Source organism: Salinimicrobium sp. TH3 (genome assembly GCF_026676115.1).
In the GTDB taxonomy this organism is placed as follows: domain Bacteria; phylum Bacteroidota; class Bacteroidia; order Flavobacteriales; family Flavobacteriaceae; genus Salinimicrobium.
Genome location: NZ_JAPONB010000005.1, coordinates 98,704 through 115,032 on the forward strand (window position 1 = coordinate 98,704; position 16,329 = coordinate 115,032).

General features: G+C 39.5%; 19 protein-coding genes. 8 read left to right on the forward strand and 11 right to left on the reverse strand.

Annotated elements, in window-relative coordinates; all coding sequences use genetic code 11:
- Positions 1-7: 7 nt before the first annotated feature.
- On the reverse strand, positions 8-454 hold the full coding sequence (locus OU683_RS09465; RefSeq protein ID WP_268137568.1) for an Hsp20/alpha crystallin family protein: 447 nt from the start codon (positions 452-454) through the stop codon (positions 8-10).
- Positions 455-669: 215 nt separating this feature from the next.
- On the opposite strand from OU683_RS09465, the gene OU683_RS09470 reads away from it, so the two are divergent.
- Both OU683_RS09470 and OU683_RS09475 read left to right on the forward strand, forming a co-directional pair.
- Positions 670-915, forward strand: coding sequence for a DUF1456 family protein (locus OU683_RS09470; protein WP_029037838.1), 246 nt, complete (start codon positions 670-672; stop codon positions 913-915).
- A 3-nt stretch (positions 916-918) separates the two neighbouring features.
- The gene (locus tag OU683_RS09475; RefSeq protein WP_268137571.1) at positions 919-1,608 is read left to right on the forward strand and encodes a phosphoadenylyl-sulfate reductase; all 690 of its coding nucleotides are present in this window, start codon (positions 919-921) and stop codon (positions 1,606-1,608) included.
- 52 nt (positions 1,609-1,660) lie between these two features.
- Here the strand turns inward: OU683_RS09475 and OU683_RS09480 are convergent, their stop codons facing one another.
- From OU683_RS09480 to OU683_RS09500, 5 genes are all read right to left on the reverse strand, one after another.
- The gene (locus tag OU683_RS09480) at positions 1,661-1,999 is read right to left on the reverse strand and encodes a hypothetical protein (RefSeq protein WP_268137573.1); all 339 of its coding nucleotides are present in this window, start codon (positions 1,997-1,999) and stop codon (positions 1,661-1,663) included.
- A gap of 177 nt (positions 2,000-2,176) precedes the next feature.
- The gene (locus OU683_RS09485; protein WP_268137575.1) at positions 2,177-2,518 is read right to left on the reverse strand and encodes a hypothetical protein; all 342 of its coding nucleotides are present in this window, start codon (positions 2,516-2,518) and stop codon (positions 2,177-2,179) included.
- A 124-nt stretch (positions 2,519-2,642) separates the two neighbouring features.
- On the reverse strand, positions 2,643-2,984 hold the full coding sequence (locus OU683_RS09490; protein WP_268137577.1) for a hypothetical protein: 342 nt from the start codon (positions 2,982-2,984) through the stop codon (positions 2,643-2,645).
- Positions 2,985-3,256: 272 nt separating this feature from the next.
- Entirely contained in the window at positions 3,257-4,450 is a 1,194-nt protein-coding gene (gene sucC, locus OU683_RS09495) for an ADP-forming succinate--CoA ligase subunit beta (RefSeq protein ID WP_268137579.1), read from the reverse strand.
- Positions 4,451-4,552: 102 nt separating this feature from the next.
- Positions 4,553-5,209 carry an LON peptidase substrate-binding domain-containing protein gene (locus tag OU683_RS09500; RefSeq protein WP_268137581.1) on the reverse strand — a complete coding sequence of 219 codons (657 nt, stop codon included), beginning with the start codon at positions 5,207-5,209 and terminating at the stop codon, positions 4,553-4,555.
- 180 nt (positions 5,210-5,389) lie between these two features.
- Between OU683_RS09500 and lysA the strand changes: the two genes are divergently transcribed.
- Positions 5,390-6,616 carry a diaminopimelate decarboxylase gene (gene lysA / locus OU683_RS09505; RefSeq protein ID WP_268137583.1) on the forward strand — a complete coding sequence of 409 codons (1,227 nt, stop codon included), beginning with the start codon at positions 5,390-5,392 and terminating at the stop codon, positions 6,614-6,616.
- A gap of 137 nt (positions 6,617-6,753) precedes the next feature.
- Positions 6,754-7,197: a DUF4168 domain-containing protein gene (locus OU683_RS09510; RefSeq protein WP_268137585.1), complete on the forward strand. Its 444-nt coding sequence runs from the start codon at positions 6,754-6,756 to the stop codon at positions 7,195-7,197.
- Positions 7,198-7,258: 61 nt separating this feature from the next.
- Here OU683_RS09510 and OU683_RS09515 read toward each other — a convergent pair whose 3' ends face one another.
- Both OU683_RS09515 and OU683_RS09520 read right to left on the reverse strand, forming a co-directional pair.
- Positions 7,259-8,773 carry a TrkH family potassium uptake protein gene (locus OU683_RS09515; protein ID WP_268137587.1) on the reverse strand — a complete coding sequence of 505 codons (1,515 nt, stop codon included), beginning with the start codon at positions 8,771-8,773 and terminating at the stop codon, positions 7,259-7,261.
- A 144-nt stretch (positions 8,774-8,917) separates the two neighbouring features.
- Entirely contained in the window at positions 8,918-9,898 is a 981-nt protein-coding gene (locus OU683_RS09520; RefSeq protein ID WP_268137589.1) for a potassium channel family protein, read from the reverse strand.
- A 129-nt stretch (positions 9,899-10,027) separates the two neighbouring features.
- Between OU683_RS09520 and OU683_RS09525 the strand changes: the two genes are divergently transcribed.
- A complete protein-coding gene (locus tag OU683_RS09525) occupies positions 10,028-11,320 on the forward strand; it encodes an erythromycin esterase family protein (RefSeq protein ID WP_268137591.1) in 1,293 nt (430 codons plus the stop codon).
- 9 nt (positions 11,321-11,329) lie between these two features.
- The gene (locus OU683_RS09530) at positions 11,330-12,016 is read left to right on the forward strand and encodes an MBL fold metallo-hydrolase (RefSeq protein ID WP_268137593.1); all 687 of its coding nucleotides are present in this window, start codon (positions 11,330-11,332) and stop codon (positions 12,014-12,016) included.
- On the opposite strand, the gene OU683_RS09535 is transcribed toward OU683_RS09530, so the two are convergent.
- Complete coding sequence (locus OU683_RS09535) at positions 12,013-12,732, reverse strand: DUF72 domain-containing protein (protein ID WP_268137595.1); 720 nt, start codon at positions 12,730-12,732, stop codon at positions 12,013-12,015. The two genes, OU683_RS09530 and OU683_RS09535, sit on opposite strands and share 4 nt — an antisense overlap.
- On the reverse strand, positions 12,729-13,514 hold the full coding sequence (locus OU683_RS09540; protein ID WP_268137598.1) for an Fpg/Nei family DNA glycosylase: 786 nt from the start codon (positions 13,512-13,514) through the stop codon (positions 12,729-12,731). The genes OU683_RS09535 and OU683_RS09540 overlap by 4 nt, the downstream gene beginning before the upstream one ends.
- Positions 13,515-13,640: 126 nt before the next feature.
- Here OU683_RS09540 and OU683_RS09545 point away from each other — a divergent pair, with 126 nt between their 5' ends.
- A complete protein-coding gene (locus OU683_RS09545; RefSeq protein WP_442800850.1) occupies positions 13,641-14,327 on the forward strand; it encodes a hypothetical protein in 687 nt (228 codons plus the stop codon).
- A gap of 27 nt (positions 14,328-14,354) precedes the next feature.
- Here the strand turns inward: OU683_RS09545 and OU683_RS09550 are convergent, their stop codons facing one another.
- A complete protein-coding gene (locus OU683_RS09550; protein ID WP_268137600.1) occupies positions 14,355-15,878 on the reverse strand; it encodes a GH3 family acyl-acid amido synthetase in 1,524 nt (507 codons plus the stop codon).
- Between the two features lie 156 nt (positions 15,879-16,034).
- Here OU683_RS09550 and OU683_RS09555 point away from each other — a divergent pair, with 156 nt between their 5' ends.
- Positions 16,035-16,268, forward strand: coding sequence for a DUF3820 family protein (locus OU683_RS09555; protein WP_228914990.1), 234 nt, complete (start codon positions 16,035-16,037; stop codon positions 16,266-16,268).
- Positions 16,269-16,329: the final 61 nt, after the last annotated feature.

The following is a 16,329-nucleotide window of genomic DNA, read 5'->3' on the forward strand; positions in this document are numbered from 1 at the left end:
CCTTACATTATTTGATATCAATCATTCGTTTGGCCTGTACCTTAGCATCTTCACGTTTTGGAAGCTCAATTTTTAATACTCCCTCTTTGTACTGTGCAGAGATCTTTTCGGGATCTACTGTTTCAGGAAGACTGAAAGCACGTTTAAAGCTACTGTAGCTAAATTCCCGACGGGTAAATCTTCCACCATTCTCCTTTTTCTCATCTTCTTTTTTTACTTCAGAAGAAATGGTAAGAACTCCATTATCCAACTCCAGGTTAAAATCTTTTTTAGTCATACCGGGAGCGGCAAGTTCGAGATGAAAAGTATCATCGTCTTCAGAAATGTTTACAGCAGGTACGCTGGTTCCAATGCGGTTCATTCCAGAGTTTCCATTGTCCATCCAGTCGGTTTTGAACATGTCGTCAAAAATAGATGGAAGCCAGTTGTCTGTGTTTCGTTTTACAAGGTTCATAGCTAAATATTTTTAAGTTATACAATTTTATTTTTCAAATTTTACCAGTCAAATTAAATACCAGTTCATAAAATACGTCATTTTGTCGGCGTTAAACCCTTTTAAACTGTCATTATGTCTTTATTGATAAGGTTTTTACAGAAACGCTTTTACTTTGCTTTTGAAACTTCCTTAATTCATTAGGCTTATGTATTTTTACAGCTTAAAACTCACCTATGCCTCTATCTAATAATGACATCTTCAAGAAACTGAGAGTTGCTTTAAAACTACGGGATGAGGATATTGTTCATATTTGCTCTCTCGTGGATTTCAAAGTCACCAAAAGTGAGATTGGAGCTATTTTTCGAAGTGAAGACCATCCAAAATATATGGAATGTGGGGATCAATTTCTACGGAATTTCCTCAATGGTTTAGTGATCTACAAACGTGGACCTATGCCCAAAAAAGAAGAAAAAAAGTAGCCCATGGAAGTAATTGCCGAGAAGAGAATCGTCACGGCTTCTGAAGTTGCCTCGCTCAATAAAAAATACCGGAATCTTAACCTACATGAGAGAATAGAAGAACTCTACAAGGATTTTAGTCTTACCGAAATAATGCTTACCAGCTCCTTTGCTGCTACCTCTGCTTTTCTTTTAAAACTATTTTCGGAGGTTAACCGCGATCAACTTATATATTTTATTGATACCGGCTACCATTTTGAAGAAACCCTTAAGTACAGGAAAAAGTTGTCTGAGCTTTACGGTCTTCGGGTGAAATCTATTAGTGCTATAAAAGAGGAACACGACTTTACAAGAACTGATGAGACATGGAAAAAAAACCCCGATTTCTGTTGTCACATAAACAAGGTGAAGCCCCTGGATTTAATCAAGGCAAAATATACTGTTTGGGTAAGCGGCTTGATGGAATGGCAAAGCGACCACCGTTCCACACTTGACATTTTCGAAAACCGGGGAGAAATCCTCAAGTTCTACCCGCTGCTGGACGTCACAAAGAAAGAGCGGGATGATTTTATTGCAAAACATGAACTCCCTTTCCACCCTCTGGTTTCCAAAGGTTACAGTTCGATTGGCTGCTCTCCCTGTACTGCACCGGGAGAAGAAAGAAGCGGCCGCTGGAACAACAGCCCTAAAACCGAATGTGGTTTACATCTATAAACAAAAAACCCGGAGTGATTACTTCCGGGTTGTTTTTTAAGGTCAGCTTAACCTAACTCACTTTCTTTACAACAGTGAGTTCATAAATTCTGCCTTTCATCCAGGATTCGGCAGGAAGCAATCTGTTGGACAATTGCTTCTGAATGTACTCATTCACTTCCCCGTGAGGAGAAGAAACCGATAAGCTCTGGATCTTTTGATCTTCAGAAACTGAAAAGAAAACTGTTACTTCAAGTGGTTCACACTCGTTGGCTAATTTCACATTTTCAAGAATTTTTTCAATTTCAACAGATACTGAATCTGGATTTGCAAGACTTTTAATCTCCCTGGCTGATACAGTTGAAGAAATGATCATTGCAAATACTACTAACAACAGTTTTAAATTTTTCATGACGTTCGTTTTTAAATTAATAGATGCGATTTGATTATTGATGATTTACTATAAAGACTTCATAAAGAGGTAATTGTTACAACACACAGAAAACTTTAACAGTAATTTTTAATTTTAAATTGTAAGGTCATAAAAAAACCCGGTGATTAGCCGGGTTTTTTACCAATGTGCTGTAGCTTACCTGCTTGTCTGCACTTTTACCGGTAATTCATAGATCTTCTCAGAACGCCAGGTGTTACCGTAAAGCTTTTGGTTCTCCAATCTTTTTTTAAGGAAAGAATTTACTTCCTCGTTTGGAGAATCAATCAAACTGATCTCAATTTTTCTATCTTCATTTACTTTAAAGATAACCCGCACTGTAAATTCTTCTTCAATGACTAAACCGGAATCTAAAAGCATTTGTTCTATTTGATCGCTAATTGATCTGTTTCTTTCTTCAAAATCGAAATTGGTGTTTGCAAGAGTTGCAGTTGATACAGTTAATGCAAAAGCAGCTAATAAAAGTCTAAAGCGTTTCATAATCGTTCGTTTTAAAAATTAATATTAATTGATTGATGTTATACCATAAAGACTGTAAGCAATTTCCGATTGTTACAGTCGGCTTTTTGCTTAACTTAACTTTAACAGTTTCTCGAAACCTGAATTATCGAATGGCCTTTACCCTTACCGGTAATTCATACACCTTGTTAGAGTCCCAATTCGCACCTTTCAATTGTTGACCACTTAGACGTGCTCTCAAAAATTTATTTGCTCTTTCATTTGATGAGGAAATGGATCTTATTTCAATTTCCTTACTGTCATTAAGGATGAACCACACCTTAATTGTAAAATCTTTCTCAATAATAAGGGATGAACGGGAAAGCATCCTGGAAATTTCTTCGCTAAAAGGATCTTTTCCAGCCGTCATACTTAAAGAAGTCGCCGCAATACTTGAAAAGGAGATAAACATGATTAGTGTAAACAGGAAAGATTTAATTGTTTTCATAACTCTGGTTTTTAGTTTTTGATTTCGGGGTAAAATTATCTCAAACCAGTTGTCCTGAGAAAAAAACGAGGTTATCAAAATGTTGAGGAATGTTTATCTAATTCGCAAAAATTGAGGTGGAATTTAAGACCAGGTTACGAATATGTCAACAGGGTAATGACACAGGTATTCAACAATAGGTATTAGGGAGCTTCCAATCTTCTACTCTACTGCCATAAATAGAAAAACCCCGGAGCTTTCCGGGGTTTTTCTATTTTATGTTTTAAAGAGTATTAAGCCAATACTTCCTGCACTTTATCTGCTGCTTCCTGGAATTCAACAGCACTGTACACATCAAGTCCGCTGTTATCAATTAGTTCCTTGGCAATATCTGCGTTAGTTCCCTGGAGACGAACAATAATAGGTACATTAATAGTATCCCCAAGGTTTTTGTAAGCATCAACAATTCCCTGTGCAACACGGTCACATCTTACAATTCCTCCAAATATGTTTACCAATATAGCTTTTACTTTATCATCTTTCAAGATAAGACGGAATGCTTCTTCAACTCTCTTTGCATCGGCAGTACCTCCAACATCAAGGAAGTTCGCAGGTTCCCCACCGGCCTGTTTAATAAGGTCCATGGTAGCCATTGCAAGTCCGGCACCATTTACCATACATCCAACATTCCCATCAAGGTCAACGTAGTTAAGACCTACTGCACGGGCTTCTACTTCTACCGGGCTCTCCTCACGCTCATCACGCATTTCGGCGTAATCTTTATGACGAAAAAGCGCATTATCATCAAGAGTAACTTTAGCATCAACAGCCATGATCTTATCATCGCTGGTTTTAAGGACCGGATTGATCTCGAAAAGAGAAGAATCAGATTTTGTGAAGGCCTCATAAAGAGACATCACGAATTTGGTCATTTCTTTAAAAGCATTTCCGCTTAATCCAAGGTTGAAGGCAATTCTTCTCGCCTGGAATGGCAGCAATCCTACTGCAGGATCCACCTCTTCATTGAATATCAAATGTGGTGTTTCTTCGGCAACAGTTTCTATGTCCATACCACCTTCTGTAGAATACATGATCATATTCTTACCTGTAGCACGGTTAAGAAGAACAGACATATAATATTCTTCGGGCTCATTGTCCCCAGGATAATAAACATCCTCGGCCACCAATACCTGATGTACTTTTTTACCTTCAGCAGAAGTTTGTGGCGTTACCAGGTTCATCCCGATTATTTGCCCTGCAATTTCTTCAACTTCCTGGAGATTTTTGGCAAGTTTAACTCCGCCACCTTTTCCACGTCCACCTGCATGTACCTGGGCCTTAATAACATGCCATCCTGTACCGGTTTGTTCTGTAAGTTTTTTTGCAGCTTCAACTGCCTCTTTTGCATCCTGAGCAACAATCCCACGTTGTATGCGGACCCCAAAACTGCTTAAAATTTCTTTTCCCTGATATTCGTGTATGTTCATAATAAGGTGTTTCTTCAGTATTCGTTAAGGTTCACAAAAGTAGCAAATGTTAGAGGATTCTGCCAATCTTTTTAATGCTGGCACATAAAACAAAGATTTTCCTCACTTTTTAGTTCTTAACCTGAATTCTGTGAAATCAAGCGGGTCATAATTTCTGAAATGACCGTTAAGTTCAATGACTTGTTTGGTGCGGTTCATCTCCTGAACAATTGGAATAGTAATAAGAAGGTGATTGATCAAATATTCCTGCCTGGCTTTTTCTGAAGTTAGCTTTAGCAAAGAATATTCCTGCTCCAGGGAAAGACCAATTTTATGAGCGAGGGTGTAACTCGTAAAACCGGAGATGTCTATTATAGGACGGGGCACTTCCAGGTGTTCATACAGTTCATAAATGAGATCCAGTAATTGCTGTTTTAAAGCCCCGGTAGATTCCCCACGATCTTTTAAAAATTCAACATCTCCTCCTGCATATAATTTACCGGCTTCTTTATAATCAAATTTCTTTAACCTGAAGACCCGAAGACCTATACATATAATATCTTTGGCACCAGTATCATAGCGCTTCATAACTTTTGTAAGCTGCATCTCTGTTCCATATTCCAAATGGTCATTAAAATATATGGGAATACCAAAGTGCATCCCGGTACTTTCACAATCTTCAATTAACTGTACATAGCGTTTTTCAAAAATGTGCAAAGGCAATTTTTCACCCGGAAATACGACACTTTGTAATGGAAATAATGCAAGCCGTGAGACCATAAATAATTGGTTTACAACCTGTAAATTACAAAAATTCTTCCTCACTGGACAAGTGAGGTCACCAAAATTTTCTTTCAATATCCCCTGAAAAATAACATTTAGTTAGAATTGGTTAATTTTCAATATGCAGTGCAGGAATACCGAAAAACCCTTTTACTTTTGCGCCTTTAATAAATAAAAATGAACAACCAGGACCTTTTAAATATTGCGGAAGAATTCGGTAGCCCTGTATATGTATATGATTCCGAAAAGATCATTTCACAGTACAATCGCCTTACCTCTGCTTTCAATAAGATAGAAAACCTTCGGATTCACTACGCCGTTAAAGCCCTTTCCAATATTTCAATCCTCGGTTTGTTTAAAGAATTAGGTGCCGGACTTGATACTGTGTCTATCCAGGAAGTGAAATTAGGACTGGAAGCCGGTGTGGAACCTTCCAAGATTATCTATACCCCCAACGGAGTTTCCCTTGAGGAAATTGAGAAAGTATCGGCAATGGGGGTACAGATCAATATTGACAATCTCTCCATCCTTGAGCAGTTTGGAACAAAACATCCCTCGGTACCGGTTTGTATAAGAATCAATCCTCATGTGATGGCAGGTGGCAACACCAATATTTCTGTGGGCCATATAGATTCCAAATTCGGAATTTCAATACATCAGATCCCGCACCTCCTGCGCATTGTAGAGAATACGGGGATGCACATCAATGGGATCCACATGCATACCGGAAGTGATATTTTAGATATCGAAGTATTCTTATATGCTTCAGAAATTCTTTTTGACACAGCCCGTCATTTTAAAGATCTTGAGTTCATTGATTTTGGAAGTGGATTTAAAGTGCCTTATAAAGAAGGGGATATTGAAACCAATATTGAAGAACTCGGCGAAAAACTCACTTCCAGGTTCAAATCCTTTTGTAAAGAATATGGTCGTGACCTTACCCTTGCTTTCGAACCGGGGAAATTTTTAGTGAGTGAGGCAGGAAAATTCCTGGCGCGGGTAAATGTGATTAAACAAACTACCTCAACTGTTTTTGCAGGAGTGGATAGTGGCTTTAACCATTTAATTCGCCCCATGTTCTATGGCTCCCGCCACGAAATTCATAACATTTCCAATCCCGGTGGGAAAGAAAGATTTTACTCTGTGGTTGGCTACATTTGTGAAACCGACACTTTCGCCAATAACCGCAGAATTTCAGAAATTAAAGAAGGAGATATTCTGGCCTTTGATAATGCAGGAGCCTACTGTTATTCCATGTCAAGCAATTTTAACTCCCGATATCGCCCCCCTGAAGTATTGTGGTACAATGGCGCAGCCCACTTAATTAGAAAAAGGGAAGATTTCGAAGATCTTACCCGGGGACAAGTGAAGCTTGATCTCTCTGCTTTAATAGAAAAAGAATAAATTTTCAAAAAAGGAGTTTTTTGTGTCATTTTTAATCCAAAAGTGGGAACTTTCTCCATTTTGAGTTGAAAAAAGCCAACTTCTTTGCCTTTTTGGATCATTACCTTTAGGTTTGTAAAAAACCTAAATTAAACGATATGATCTTAAGTAAGATGAAAATGTTCGGCTTATTATTTCTCATGATAATTGGCAGTTCCAGCTTAATGGCTCAAACCAATGTGTCAGACGAGGAAATAGGTCAATTTGCCGTAACCTTTCAAAAGATGCGCATGATAAATCAGGAAGCTCAGAAGCAATTGAGTGAAGCGATCGCAGAAGAAGGCATGGAGGTTACCAGATTTAATACTATTCACCAGGCTCAAATGGATCCTGCGGCTGAAGTTGAACTCACCAAGGAAGAAGAGAAAAAATACAACACTATCATAAAGGATCTAAACGAAATGCAGGCAGAATTCCGCAAGGAGATCGAAGATATGATCAAAGATGGCGGACTTTCGGTAGAGCGTTATGAACAAATTGGAAATCAGTTACAAAATGACGCCGAACTTCAGGAGAGACTTCGGGAAGAATTGACCAACTAGACACTTCCCTAAGAACAAAGCTCAGAGCCTGCCTGGAAATACTTTCTAAGCAGGCTTTTTTTCAATTCTGGAGTACAGACTTTTCTTTTCTTTTTACAGCTACTTTGCTTTTCAATAAATAAAATGGGGAAATAATCAGAATAACTATGGCCATAATTTCAAGCCGTCCCAACCACATCAATAAAGAAAGAAGATATTTCGCATTTTCGGGCATTCCTGCCCCGGTTAATCCTGTACTCAATCCTACATTGCTCAAAGCTGAAGCAGTATCAAAAAGGATCTGGTAGAATGTATAATCATCCCCCACTGATAAAGAGAGAAAGAAGGTTCCAAAGGTAAGGGTGATCACCCATAGAAAAAGAACATTTGCAGCCTGTTGAATGTTATTCCTCATCTCCCTGGGTTCTTTCATTTCTCCATCAAAGGTGACTTTGGCTTCCTTTTCTTCAGGAAACCATACCTGCTTAATGCTCCGCCAGATACCTTTGGCAAACCATGCGAATCTTACTGTTTTAATACCACCACCTGTTGATCCGGCATTAGCACCCAGCAACATTAATATTACTAGCACAAAAGCCGGAGCCATTGGCCATAGTCCAAGTTCTACGGTGTTCAATCCACAAGTGGCAAGTGCAGAAGTTGCCTGAAATAGTAAATCAATAATACTTAGCTCTGGATAGATCCACAAAAGGAGACAAAATGCTGCCACCAGAAAGAAAAAAAAGTAGTGAAGCTGAGTTTGTTTTAGAAATCTTTTTAGATCAAATTGAAAAACCAGTAAGTAATGAATTTTAAAAGCAATCGCTCCCATGACCATTATTAGGATGGTCAAGGCTTTTATCTGTGTAGTATAATCTGTAAAACTGTTGGAGGTGACAGAGAAGCCACCTGTTCCAAGAGCTGTCATTCCGTGATTTAAAGCTTCCCAAAAAGGCATTCCGGAGAAATAATAAAGTAGAATTGAAACCAGAGTATATCCGATATATATCCACCAGATTTTCTGAATGGTAGCCGTTACGGGGGCATCCTTAATTTCCCAATGCCTGGTTTCCGCGTGGTATAGTCGTTCATCATCATGATTAAGCTTAAGAAGAAGGGAAGCCAGCATTATCACTCCAATTCCCCCTATCCATTCAGAAAAGCTACGCCACCACTGCAGGCTATAGGGAATTTCGGAAGGATCATCTAACATCGTTAGGCCGGTCCCGGTGAACCCGGAGACTGATTCAAACATACTGTTTACCAGCACTTCAAAAACAGGCAGCTGAGCGTAAACTCCCGGAGGTGCTGTCAAGGCGATACCATAGAAGGGAATTATTCCAAACAAAGAAATGAGCAACCAGGCCAAGGCCACAAGTATGACCGAAAGACCTTTACTGGTTTCCTTCTCGGCTTTAAAAAGATAGAAAAACAGTTGTCCTGTTCCCACACTTACTAACGCCATTCCCGCGAAAGGCCCTAAGGCAAACCATTCGGAGTAAGAGATTATTACGGGTAAAGACAAAATGGCCAGACCTGCAGGAATGTGAAGAAGTTTTCCAATATCTCTTAAAAAAGTACTTAAGGAAGGTTCCAAATATTCAATTGTATTTTATAGCAGTATAAAAAATAATAATACAAAAGAGCAATTTAGCTAATCCTCTTCAAGTCCAAGTTATTAATACTGCAATTATAGATCTATAATATATTCTTAAAGTAGAAGAAAAAGATATAAAAGGATTTATTCTTGGGAAACTGTTTTTAACCGGTAAACTTCTTTCCAGTTCCATCCCGCGTATTTTAAACTGGAAGTAAATTGCCGGTCCATTTCCAGGTGATTCTCAAAGTAATACCCATATTTCATCCAGTGACTCCTGTAAGTTTTTAATTCCTCCTCACTGTGAGTGGCGGCATCTGGATCCTCCAGTCCCAGTTCCAGGTATTTTTCTATTCCATTTAGTAAGGCAGTTATTTTTTTGTGCTGTACAGAATCTTTTTTCCAATCCAGTTTAATGATCATAAGAACTTCATATAGCCTCGCAAGCTGTACGACCAGAGCAGATTCATGTTGTTTGGATAAAAAATAATTTACCATTGGAAAAGCCAGGTAACTACTTGCATTCTGCAAAATTTGCTGTCTTAGACCACTTGCATTGGAAACCAGGTTCTCAAGGTCCTCTTGCTGCTTATAAAATTGAAAGATCTCTTCCACATCCTTTCCCATGGTAGAAATAAGGAAAGCCAGCTGCTTTTTAGACAGCACAGCATTGATCACACTTAGAAGATAAGTCAATCCAGTGGTGATCAAAATAAATCCCGAAAAGGACAAAATACCGGTAAGGATCCTGCTTGTATCATTCCCGGGAACGAAGTCTCCAATTCCCAACGTCGAAAGGACATACCCGGTATAATAAAATCTTTCTGGATGTGTGGCCGGTAAGCCTGTGGTACCATTCACTACCATTTCCTCTCCGGCGCTAAATACCGTATAAGTTCCAATAAACAATAACAACATCCACAGGAAAGTTGTCATTAAAAGATGTGTTATACCCGAAAACTTAAAAATGGTACGGGTGCGGTTTTGAATCATAATCCGGTTGAGGATCTGATTTACAATTCTTGAAAAAATACCAAAACCATTACCGGAAAGTGTGGTGTGAAAAAAGTCAAGATAGGTGAAAAGGATAATAGATAAACCAATTACAATTTGAGCTGTCTGCATACACTCTAAATTAATTAAAAGGTCCTTAAAAAAAACTAATATCAACTTAAACTTTTCTAAAGCCTCTGCTCATTATCTAATTTTTAGTCATTGAATTTCGTACATTATAATATCTTAAAATGATCTATCATGAATCTGGAAAATGAAAAAGGAAAGGAGTATATCAAACCTCTTGAAAATGCAAAGGATCTTGATCCCCTGCTGGACAAAATTGGAGATTCTAAATATGTGCTGTTGGGCGAGGCCACTCACGGCACTCATGAATATTATACATGGAGGGCAGAAATTTCAAAAAGGCTCATTAAGGAGAAAGGATTTTCCTTTGTCGCCGTTGAGGGAGACTGGCCCGATTGTTTTGAGATCAATCGATGGATCAAAAATTTCCCCGATACTCCTTCTCAAATTTCTAAAGTCCTTAATAACTTTAAGCGCTGGCCAACCTGGATGTGGGCAAACTGGGAAATTGCCGCTTTCGCGGAATGGCTGAGGAACCACAATAAAAATCTTGACCCAAAGAAAAAAATTGGCTTTTACGGGCTGGACGTATATAGCCTTTGGGAATCCATGGAAATCATCGTCAACTACCTGGAAAAGGAAGATCCCGAAGTTGCTGCCCTGGCCAGACTTACAGCCGACTGTTTTGAGCCTTACAGGCAAAATGATTCTTACGTGACAGCTTACCGGGGGTTAAATCAAAAGTGCCGCAGTGAAGTGGTTCAACTGCTTAAGGAGGTTCGTCAAAAAAAATCACAATATGAAAACGAACCCGAAGCAGGGCTCAATGCAGAGCTCAATTCCCTGGTCCTTAAAAATGCTGAAAAATACTATGAAGCCATGGCAAAATTTGACCATTCTTCCTGGAATGTTAGGGATAGTCACATGGTAGAAACCCTTAATACTCTGGTAAATTATCATGGAGAAGACGCCAAAGTAATTGTTTGGGAGCACAACACCCATATTGGAGATGCCCGCGCCACAAATATGGCCGCATCGGGATTGCACAATGTGGGCCAATTGGTGCGACAGCAACACAAAAAAGACGGGGTGGTCCTAGTAGGTTTCGGCTCGTATGAAGGATCTGTAATAGCAGGTGAATTCTGGGGGGCTCCCATAAAGAACATGGATCTGCCAAAAGCTATTGATGGCAGTATAGAAAAAATGTTACACACTTTGGGCGCAGAGAATAAGTTACTGCTCTTTGAGGAAGGAAGCGACCTCTCCAAAAAGCTGAAGGATAAAATAGGCCATCGTGCCGTGGGGGTGGTGTACGATCCTCACCAGGAGCGCGGCAATTATGTCCCCTCAAAAATGTCAAAAAGATATGATGCTTTTCTGTACATCGACAGGACGCAGGGAGTCCATCCCCTTCACCTTAAACCCGAAGGCAGCAAGATCCCCGATACTTTTCCCTTCGGAATTTAAAGTTTACTTATGAAGATCAAGATCCTGGGCACCCGCGGAAAAATTGAACCCAAAGCTGAAAATCATGTAAATCACACAGGTTTCCTGCTCGACGACAAGATCCTTATAGATGTTGGCGAACCAGATTATATGGAATACAAACCTGAAGCCATAGTCTTTACGCATTTTCACCCGGACCATGCCTTCTTTGTTCCTAATAAAGAAAAATTCGATCCTAATATTCCCCTTTTTGGGCCCGAAGCTCATGAACTCATTCCAAAGCTACAGGTGATTTCCGAAAAATTTGAACTGGAAGGTTACAGCTTCACTCCTATTCCGGTAATTCACGCTTTAAGACTGAAGTCTCTCGGATACATCATCCAAAAAGGGCAAAAAAGGATCTTCATTACAGGCGACGTCGCCTGGATAGAAAAAGCTAACCTTAAAGATTTGCCTCCACTGGACCTTGTGATCACTGAAGCTACTTTCATCCATAAAAGCGGCAGAATAAACCGGAAGAAAGATCGAATTTTTGGTCACACAGGAGTACCCGATCTTATTCGACTGCTAAGTCCGCATACAAAAAAGATTGCCTTTTGCCACTACGGTGAATGGTTCTTTGAAACTTCTCCTGAAGAAAGCAAGAAGCAGATAAAATCACTTGAAGAGGGTGTGGAGCTTATTCCCACGCAGGATGGAATGGAGCTGAAAGTTTAATCCTCCAACATCTTCAGAAGTTGTTTGGCATTTTCGGGGGCATTGGCGTGGATGTCATTATTAAAATAAATATAGATCTCCTTTAAACCCGAATTCCTTATCATGTGCGCCCATTCCTGTAATTCATCTTCAGAATAATAGTAATCATACCATTTTTTACCTTTTCCGTGGAAGCGCAGGTAACCAGTTTCTGAAGTTGTGATCATTTCTTCAGGAAAACGGGGGCTGGAAATAGCACAGAAAATCACATTTTGCTTTCTCAACAAAGCATAAACCTCTTCATCATACCAGCTCTCGTGTCGAAATTCAATGACATTATTTACGCTTTTATCGAAAAGCTTAATAAAATCCAGCAGCCTTTCATCATTGCGGTGTACGCTGGGTGGCAACTGCCACAGTAAATTTCCAAGCTTATGGCCCATAATGCCTGAAGTAGTATTAAAGTTCCCCACACTTTCCTCTACGTCATTCAGCTTTTTCATGTGGGTAATATAGCGACTGCCTTTGAGCGTAAACTTAAAATCTTCGGGCACAGTATCCCGCCACTTTTCAACAGTTTTGTCCTGCGGAAATCTATAAAAAGTGCTGTTTATTTCGACAGTATTAAATTCTCCTGAATAATGGTCCAGCCAATTCTTTTGAGCGAGTTTTTCAGGATAGAATTTTCCTCTCCAGTCCCTGTAATTCCATCCGGAACACCCTATATATAACTTCATTTTTCCTCTTTTTGACAGGATGGGCAAAAATAAGTACTCCTTCCCGAAACTTTTATTTGTTTTATCTTTCCTTTACAAGCCGGGCAATCCTTGCCTCCTTTCCTATGCTTAATAAGGTAAGAGTTCGGGAAATCCTCCCGCACCCCTTCTTTCTCTATAGCTTTTTCCAGCACTTTTTTCATCTGCTTAAAAAGCTGTTTTTTATCCTTTTCTGAAATCGCATTTGTCTTTGTCTTTGGATGTATTTTAGACTGGTACAGCATTTCGTCTGAATATAAGTTCCCAATTCCGGCGAGAACATGCTGGTCTGTAAGGACTCCTTTAATGCTTCCGGTTTTATCTTCCAGCAACTCAAGAAATTCTTTTTCGGTTAATTCCAATGCATCCTTTCCAAGTTCCTGACTCTCCCTGAAATCTTCCAGACCTTCAGCAATAAAAAGCTTCCCTAATTTCCTCTGGGATAAATAAGCCAGGTGATCATTATCTTCAAATGAAAAAACTACGCGGGAATATTTAGGAGGATCCTGGTTCTTGTAGTACTCAATTTTTCCTGTCATTCCAAAATGCATCACCAGGGCCTTATCGCCGGTAGTTTCAATGAGTAAGTACTTTCCCAGCCTAATACCATTTTTAAATTTCTTCCCTTTAAATGCCTTAATGAATTCTTCTTTTGGGGATTGCAGGCTACCCGTGTGTAGAAATTCAATAGCTGTGATCTTTTTATTAAGCGAAGTGGCGTTGAGATAATCTTTGAAAAGAGAAATTTCGGGTAGTTCTGGCATAGTCGTTGTTTTTTATGGCTTCCTCAAATTACTTAAAATCAACCTAACACCCCATTTTTTATGAAAAGTTTCAAAGAATTCAATTTGAGAATTTCTAATTTATGGAAGCAGGTACAAATAAGAAATATGCACAGATCATTGAGAACAAAATTAGCTTTATTTATCATGCTGCCTTTGCTGGCAGGGAACTGGAGCTGTGCTGCAAAAAAAGATATGGAAGAAGAAAAGATCATTTACCAGGGCAACAAAATCATTCCTGAAAGTATACTGGACGAGGCAAAAATTGCTCTTTCCTACTACCCCGAACTTAAAGATGTTGAAATCGAATTCAAGTACAAAGACAACATAAAAAAATCTTTTATGCAGGCCCAACCAAAGGTTGCGAATCTTTTCAAGGGGAAAAAAGATCGCAGCTATCACATCTTTATTAGCAGTAGATTCTTAATCGAAAAAGAAGAATTTTCCATGGCCGATGTTCCCCCTGATGTTCTTATTGGCTGGCTTGGACACGAACTTGGGCATATAATGGACTACCGGGATAAATCGGCTATGGGATTGGTCATTTTCGGAATGAGGTATATAACTTCAGACAACTATATAAAGGAAGCAGAACGTACTGCCGACACCTATGCCGTAAACAGCGGAATGGGAGATTATATCCTGGCAACAAAGGATTTTATTTTAAATCACTCTCATCTTTCAGATTCCTACAAGGAAAGGATCGCCCGCCTGTATCTCTCTCCTGAAGAGATCCTGGTCCTGGTGAACAAACTGGAAGAAGAGCTGGAAGAAGCTGAAAAAGAGGAAAGCTAATCTATTGTAGATTATATATCGCGTTTATTATTTGTAGTTCCTGACGAACTCTTCCCACTCAGCAAATTTCTCTTCTTTCATTACTTTTTCCATTTTTACCTGTCCGCCTTTCTTTTTATTGGCGGCGCTCCATTCAGTGAATACCTTTGGTGGAACCTTTACCACTTCCACCCCTTTTAAGGCTTTACTTCGGGCAACACCATAATTCTTATTAGCATCCTGCAGGGCTTTGTCGAGTGATTCTGCCAGTTTCTTTTCATCAATTTCTGCTTCAGTTCCCAGGTACCATTTATGAATGTATTCACCGTTCTTTTTTACGGCTGCCACTGTAAATTCGGGAATTGTAATATTGAATTTCTCCTCCATCTCTTTTACTGCCTCATTCATCTTATTGACAGATAATTGAGATCCCACCACATTCAAAAAGAATTTAGTCCTACCTGTTATTCGTATCTCCAGGCGCTCAACATCTGTGAATTTCACGGTGTCGCCAATAACGTAACGCCAGGCGCCCGAAACCGTGCTTATCAAGAGTACGTAATCTTTTTCGGGTTCTACTTTATCCAAAGGCACTACCGGCGCTTCAGGTTTTACAGATCCATCTTCAGTTATATATTCAGGTTTAAAAGGAACAAATTCAAAATAGATCCCATTGTCGACCACCAGCTGCATAGAATGCGTTTCGGGACGCGCCTGGAAAGCCAAAAAACCTTCAGAAGCCAGGTAAGTATCTATCACCACCAACGGGGAGGCAACCAGTTTTTCAAAAGCCTTTTCATAAGGTTCAAAAGCTACTCCTCCAGTGGTATATACCAGCAGGTTTGGCCAAATCTCATGAATGTTCCTGGCATTGTGGAATTCCAGTATCTTCTTGATCATCAATTCGGTCCATGAGGGAATACCCGACATGGCACCTATATCCCAGTTCTTAGCCTCTTTAGCGATCTCTAAAACCCGCTTATCCCAATCTTCAATCTCAGAAATTTCAACTCCTGGCTTATAGAAATTCCTGAACCAAAAAGGAATATTACTCGCGCTAATTCCGCTTATTTCCCCTTCCTCATGATCCTCAACCTTATTAAGATCTGTAGAACTGCCCAGCATCAAGATCTCTTTCTGAAAAAAATCTGAGGGTAGATCATAATTCGCGAGGGAACCTACCTGTTTTATCCCCGTTTGGCGAATTGCTTCTACCATATCTTCGGTAACGGGAATCCTTTTGCTCGACTTTCCGGTCGTACCCGAGCTCAAGGCAAAATAGGGAGGTTTCCCGGGCCACGTAATATTTTCTTCCCCTTCATGCATCCTGCTCCACCATTCTTCATTGATCTTATTATAATCAAAAATGGGAATTCGGCTCGAAAATTCTGCCTTTATGTTATCAGATTCAAGGATCTCATCAAATTTATAATGCTTACCAAAGGCCGTGTTTTCTGCCTTTTTAAGCAGGCTTCTTAGCACCTCAACCTGGGCTTCATCGGGTTTTGGTTGAGAAGTCACGGCATCCCGTGCCTGTATAAGTCCTTTTATGATCGATCCTATTACTGCCATTGTTTGAAGTTTGGCTGAAATTACTGAAAAGGTCTTTAACCACCCGAAATGCAGGTTTGAATTATCAAGATTTTAACCTTTTTATTCCTGAAGTTTTTACCTGAAAAACTTCGGAAAAAAACTTTCTTATGTTGACATTTTTGAGACCTTAGCCACATGGATCCCAAACCCGATTATAAAGCTCTGTTAGACCTCGCCCATGCAAAGATGCATTTTGGAAAATACAAGGGCCGTTACCTTTCAGAACTACCTGAATTTTACCTGGTTTGGTTCAGGCAGCAGGGATTTCCCAAAGGAAAAACTGGAGATCAACTTCAACAGGTGCTGGATATAAAAGTCAACGGGATGGAAGACATTCTTAGGACAATTAGAAGGAAATATCCCAGGTAAGTGATTTTGAGGCCTTTTTGAACGCTTCTAAACCCTTAAAGTTTTGCTAACATATTCTCCA

What these genes read in the sequence shown, in the direction of transcription:
- OU683_RS09465 (WP_268137568.1), bottom strand. Translation starts at nt 454, where the DNA reads ATGAACCTTGTAAAACGAAACACAGACAACTGGCTTCCATCTATTTTT.
- OU683_RS09470 (WP_029037838.1), top strand. Translation starts at nt 670, where the DNA reads ATGCCTCTATCTAATAATGACATCTTCAAGAAACTGAGAGTTGCTTTA.
- OU683_RS09475 (WP_268137571.1), top strand. Translation starts at nt 919, where the DNA reads ATGGAAGTAATTGCCGAGAAGAGAATCGTCACGGCTTCTGAAGTTGCC.
- OU683_RS09480 (WP_268137573.1), bottom strand. Translation starts at nt 1,999, where the DNA reads ATGAAAAATTTAAAACTGTTGTTAGTAGTATTTGCAATGATCATTTCT.
- OU683_RS09485 (WP_268137575.1), bottom strand. Translation starts at nt 2,518, where the DNA reads ATGAAACGCTTTAGACTTTTATTAGCTGCTTTTGCATTAACTGTATCA.
- OU683_RS09490 (WP_268137577.1), bottom strand. Translation starts at nt 2,984, where the DNA reads ATGAAAACAATTAAATCTTTCCTGTTTACACTAATCATGTTTATCTCC.
- sucC (WP_268137579.1), bottom strand. Translation starts at nt 4,450, where the DNA reads ATGAACATACACGAATATCAGGGAAAAGAAATTTTAAGCAGTTTTGGG.
- OU683_RS09500 (WP_268137581.1), bottom strand. Translation starts at nt 5,209, where the DNA reads ATGGTCTCACGGCTTGCATTATTTCCATTACAAAGTGTCGTATTTCCG.
- lysA (WP_268137583.1), top strand. Translation starts at nt 5,390, where the DNA reads ATGAACAACCAGGACCTTTTAAATATTGCGGAAGAATTCGGTAGCCCT.
- OU683_RS09510 (WP_268137585.1), top strand. Translation starts at nt 6,754, where the DNA reads ATGATCTTAAGTAAGATGAAAATGTTCGGCTTATTATTTCTCATGATA.
- OU683_RS09520 (WP_268137589.1), bottom strand. Translation starts at nt 9,898, where the DNA reads ATGCAGACAGCTCAAATTGTAATTGGTTTATCTATTATCCTTTTCACC.
- OU683_RS09525 (WP_268137591.1), top strand. Translation starts at nt 10,028, where the DNA reads ATGAATCTGGAAAATGAAAAAGGAAAGGAGTATATCAAACCTCTTGAA.
- OU683_RS09530 (WP_268137593.1), top strand. Translation starts at nt 11,330, where the DNA reads ATGAAGATCAAGATCCTGGGCACCCGCGGAAAAATTGAACCCAAAGCT.
- OU683_RS09535 (WP_268137595.1), bottom strand. Translation starts at nt 12,732, where the DNA reads ATGAAGTTATATATAGGGTGTTCCGGATGGAATTACAGGGACTGGAGA.
- OU683_RS09540 (WP_268137598.1), bottom strand. Translation starts at nt 13,514, where the DNA reads ATGCCAGAACTACCCGAAATTTCTCTTTTCAAAGATTATCTCAACGCC.
- OU683_RS09545 (WP_442800850.1), top strand. Translation starts at nt 13,641, where the DNA reads ATGCACAGATCATTGAGAACAAAATTAGCTTTATTTATCATGCTGCCT.
- OU683_RS09550 (WP_268137600.1), bottom strand. Translation starts at nt 15,878, where the DNA reads ATGGCAGTAATAGGATCGATCATAAAAGGACTTATACAGGCACGGGAT.
- OU683_RS09555 (WP_228914990.1), top strand. Translation starts at nt 16,035, where the DNA reads ATGGATCCCAAACCCGATTATAAAGCTCTGTTAGACCTCGCCCATGCA.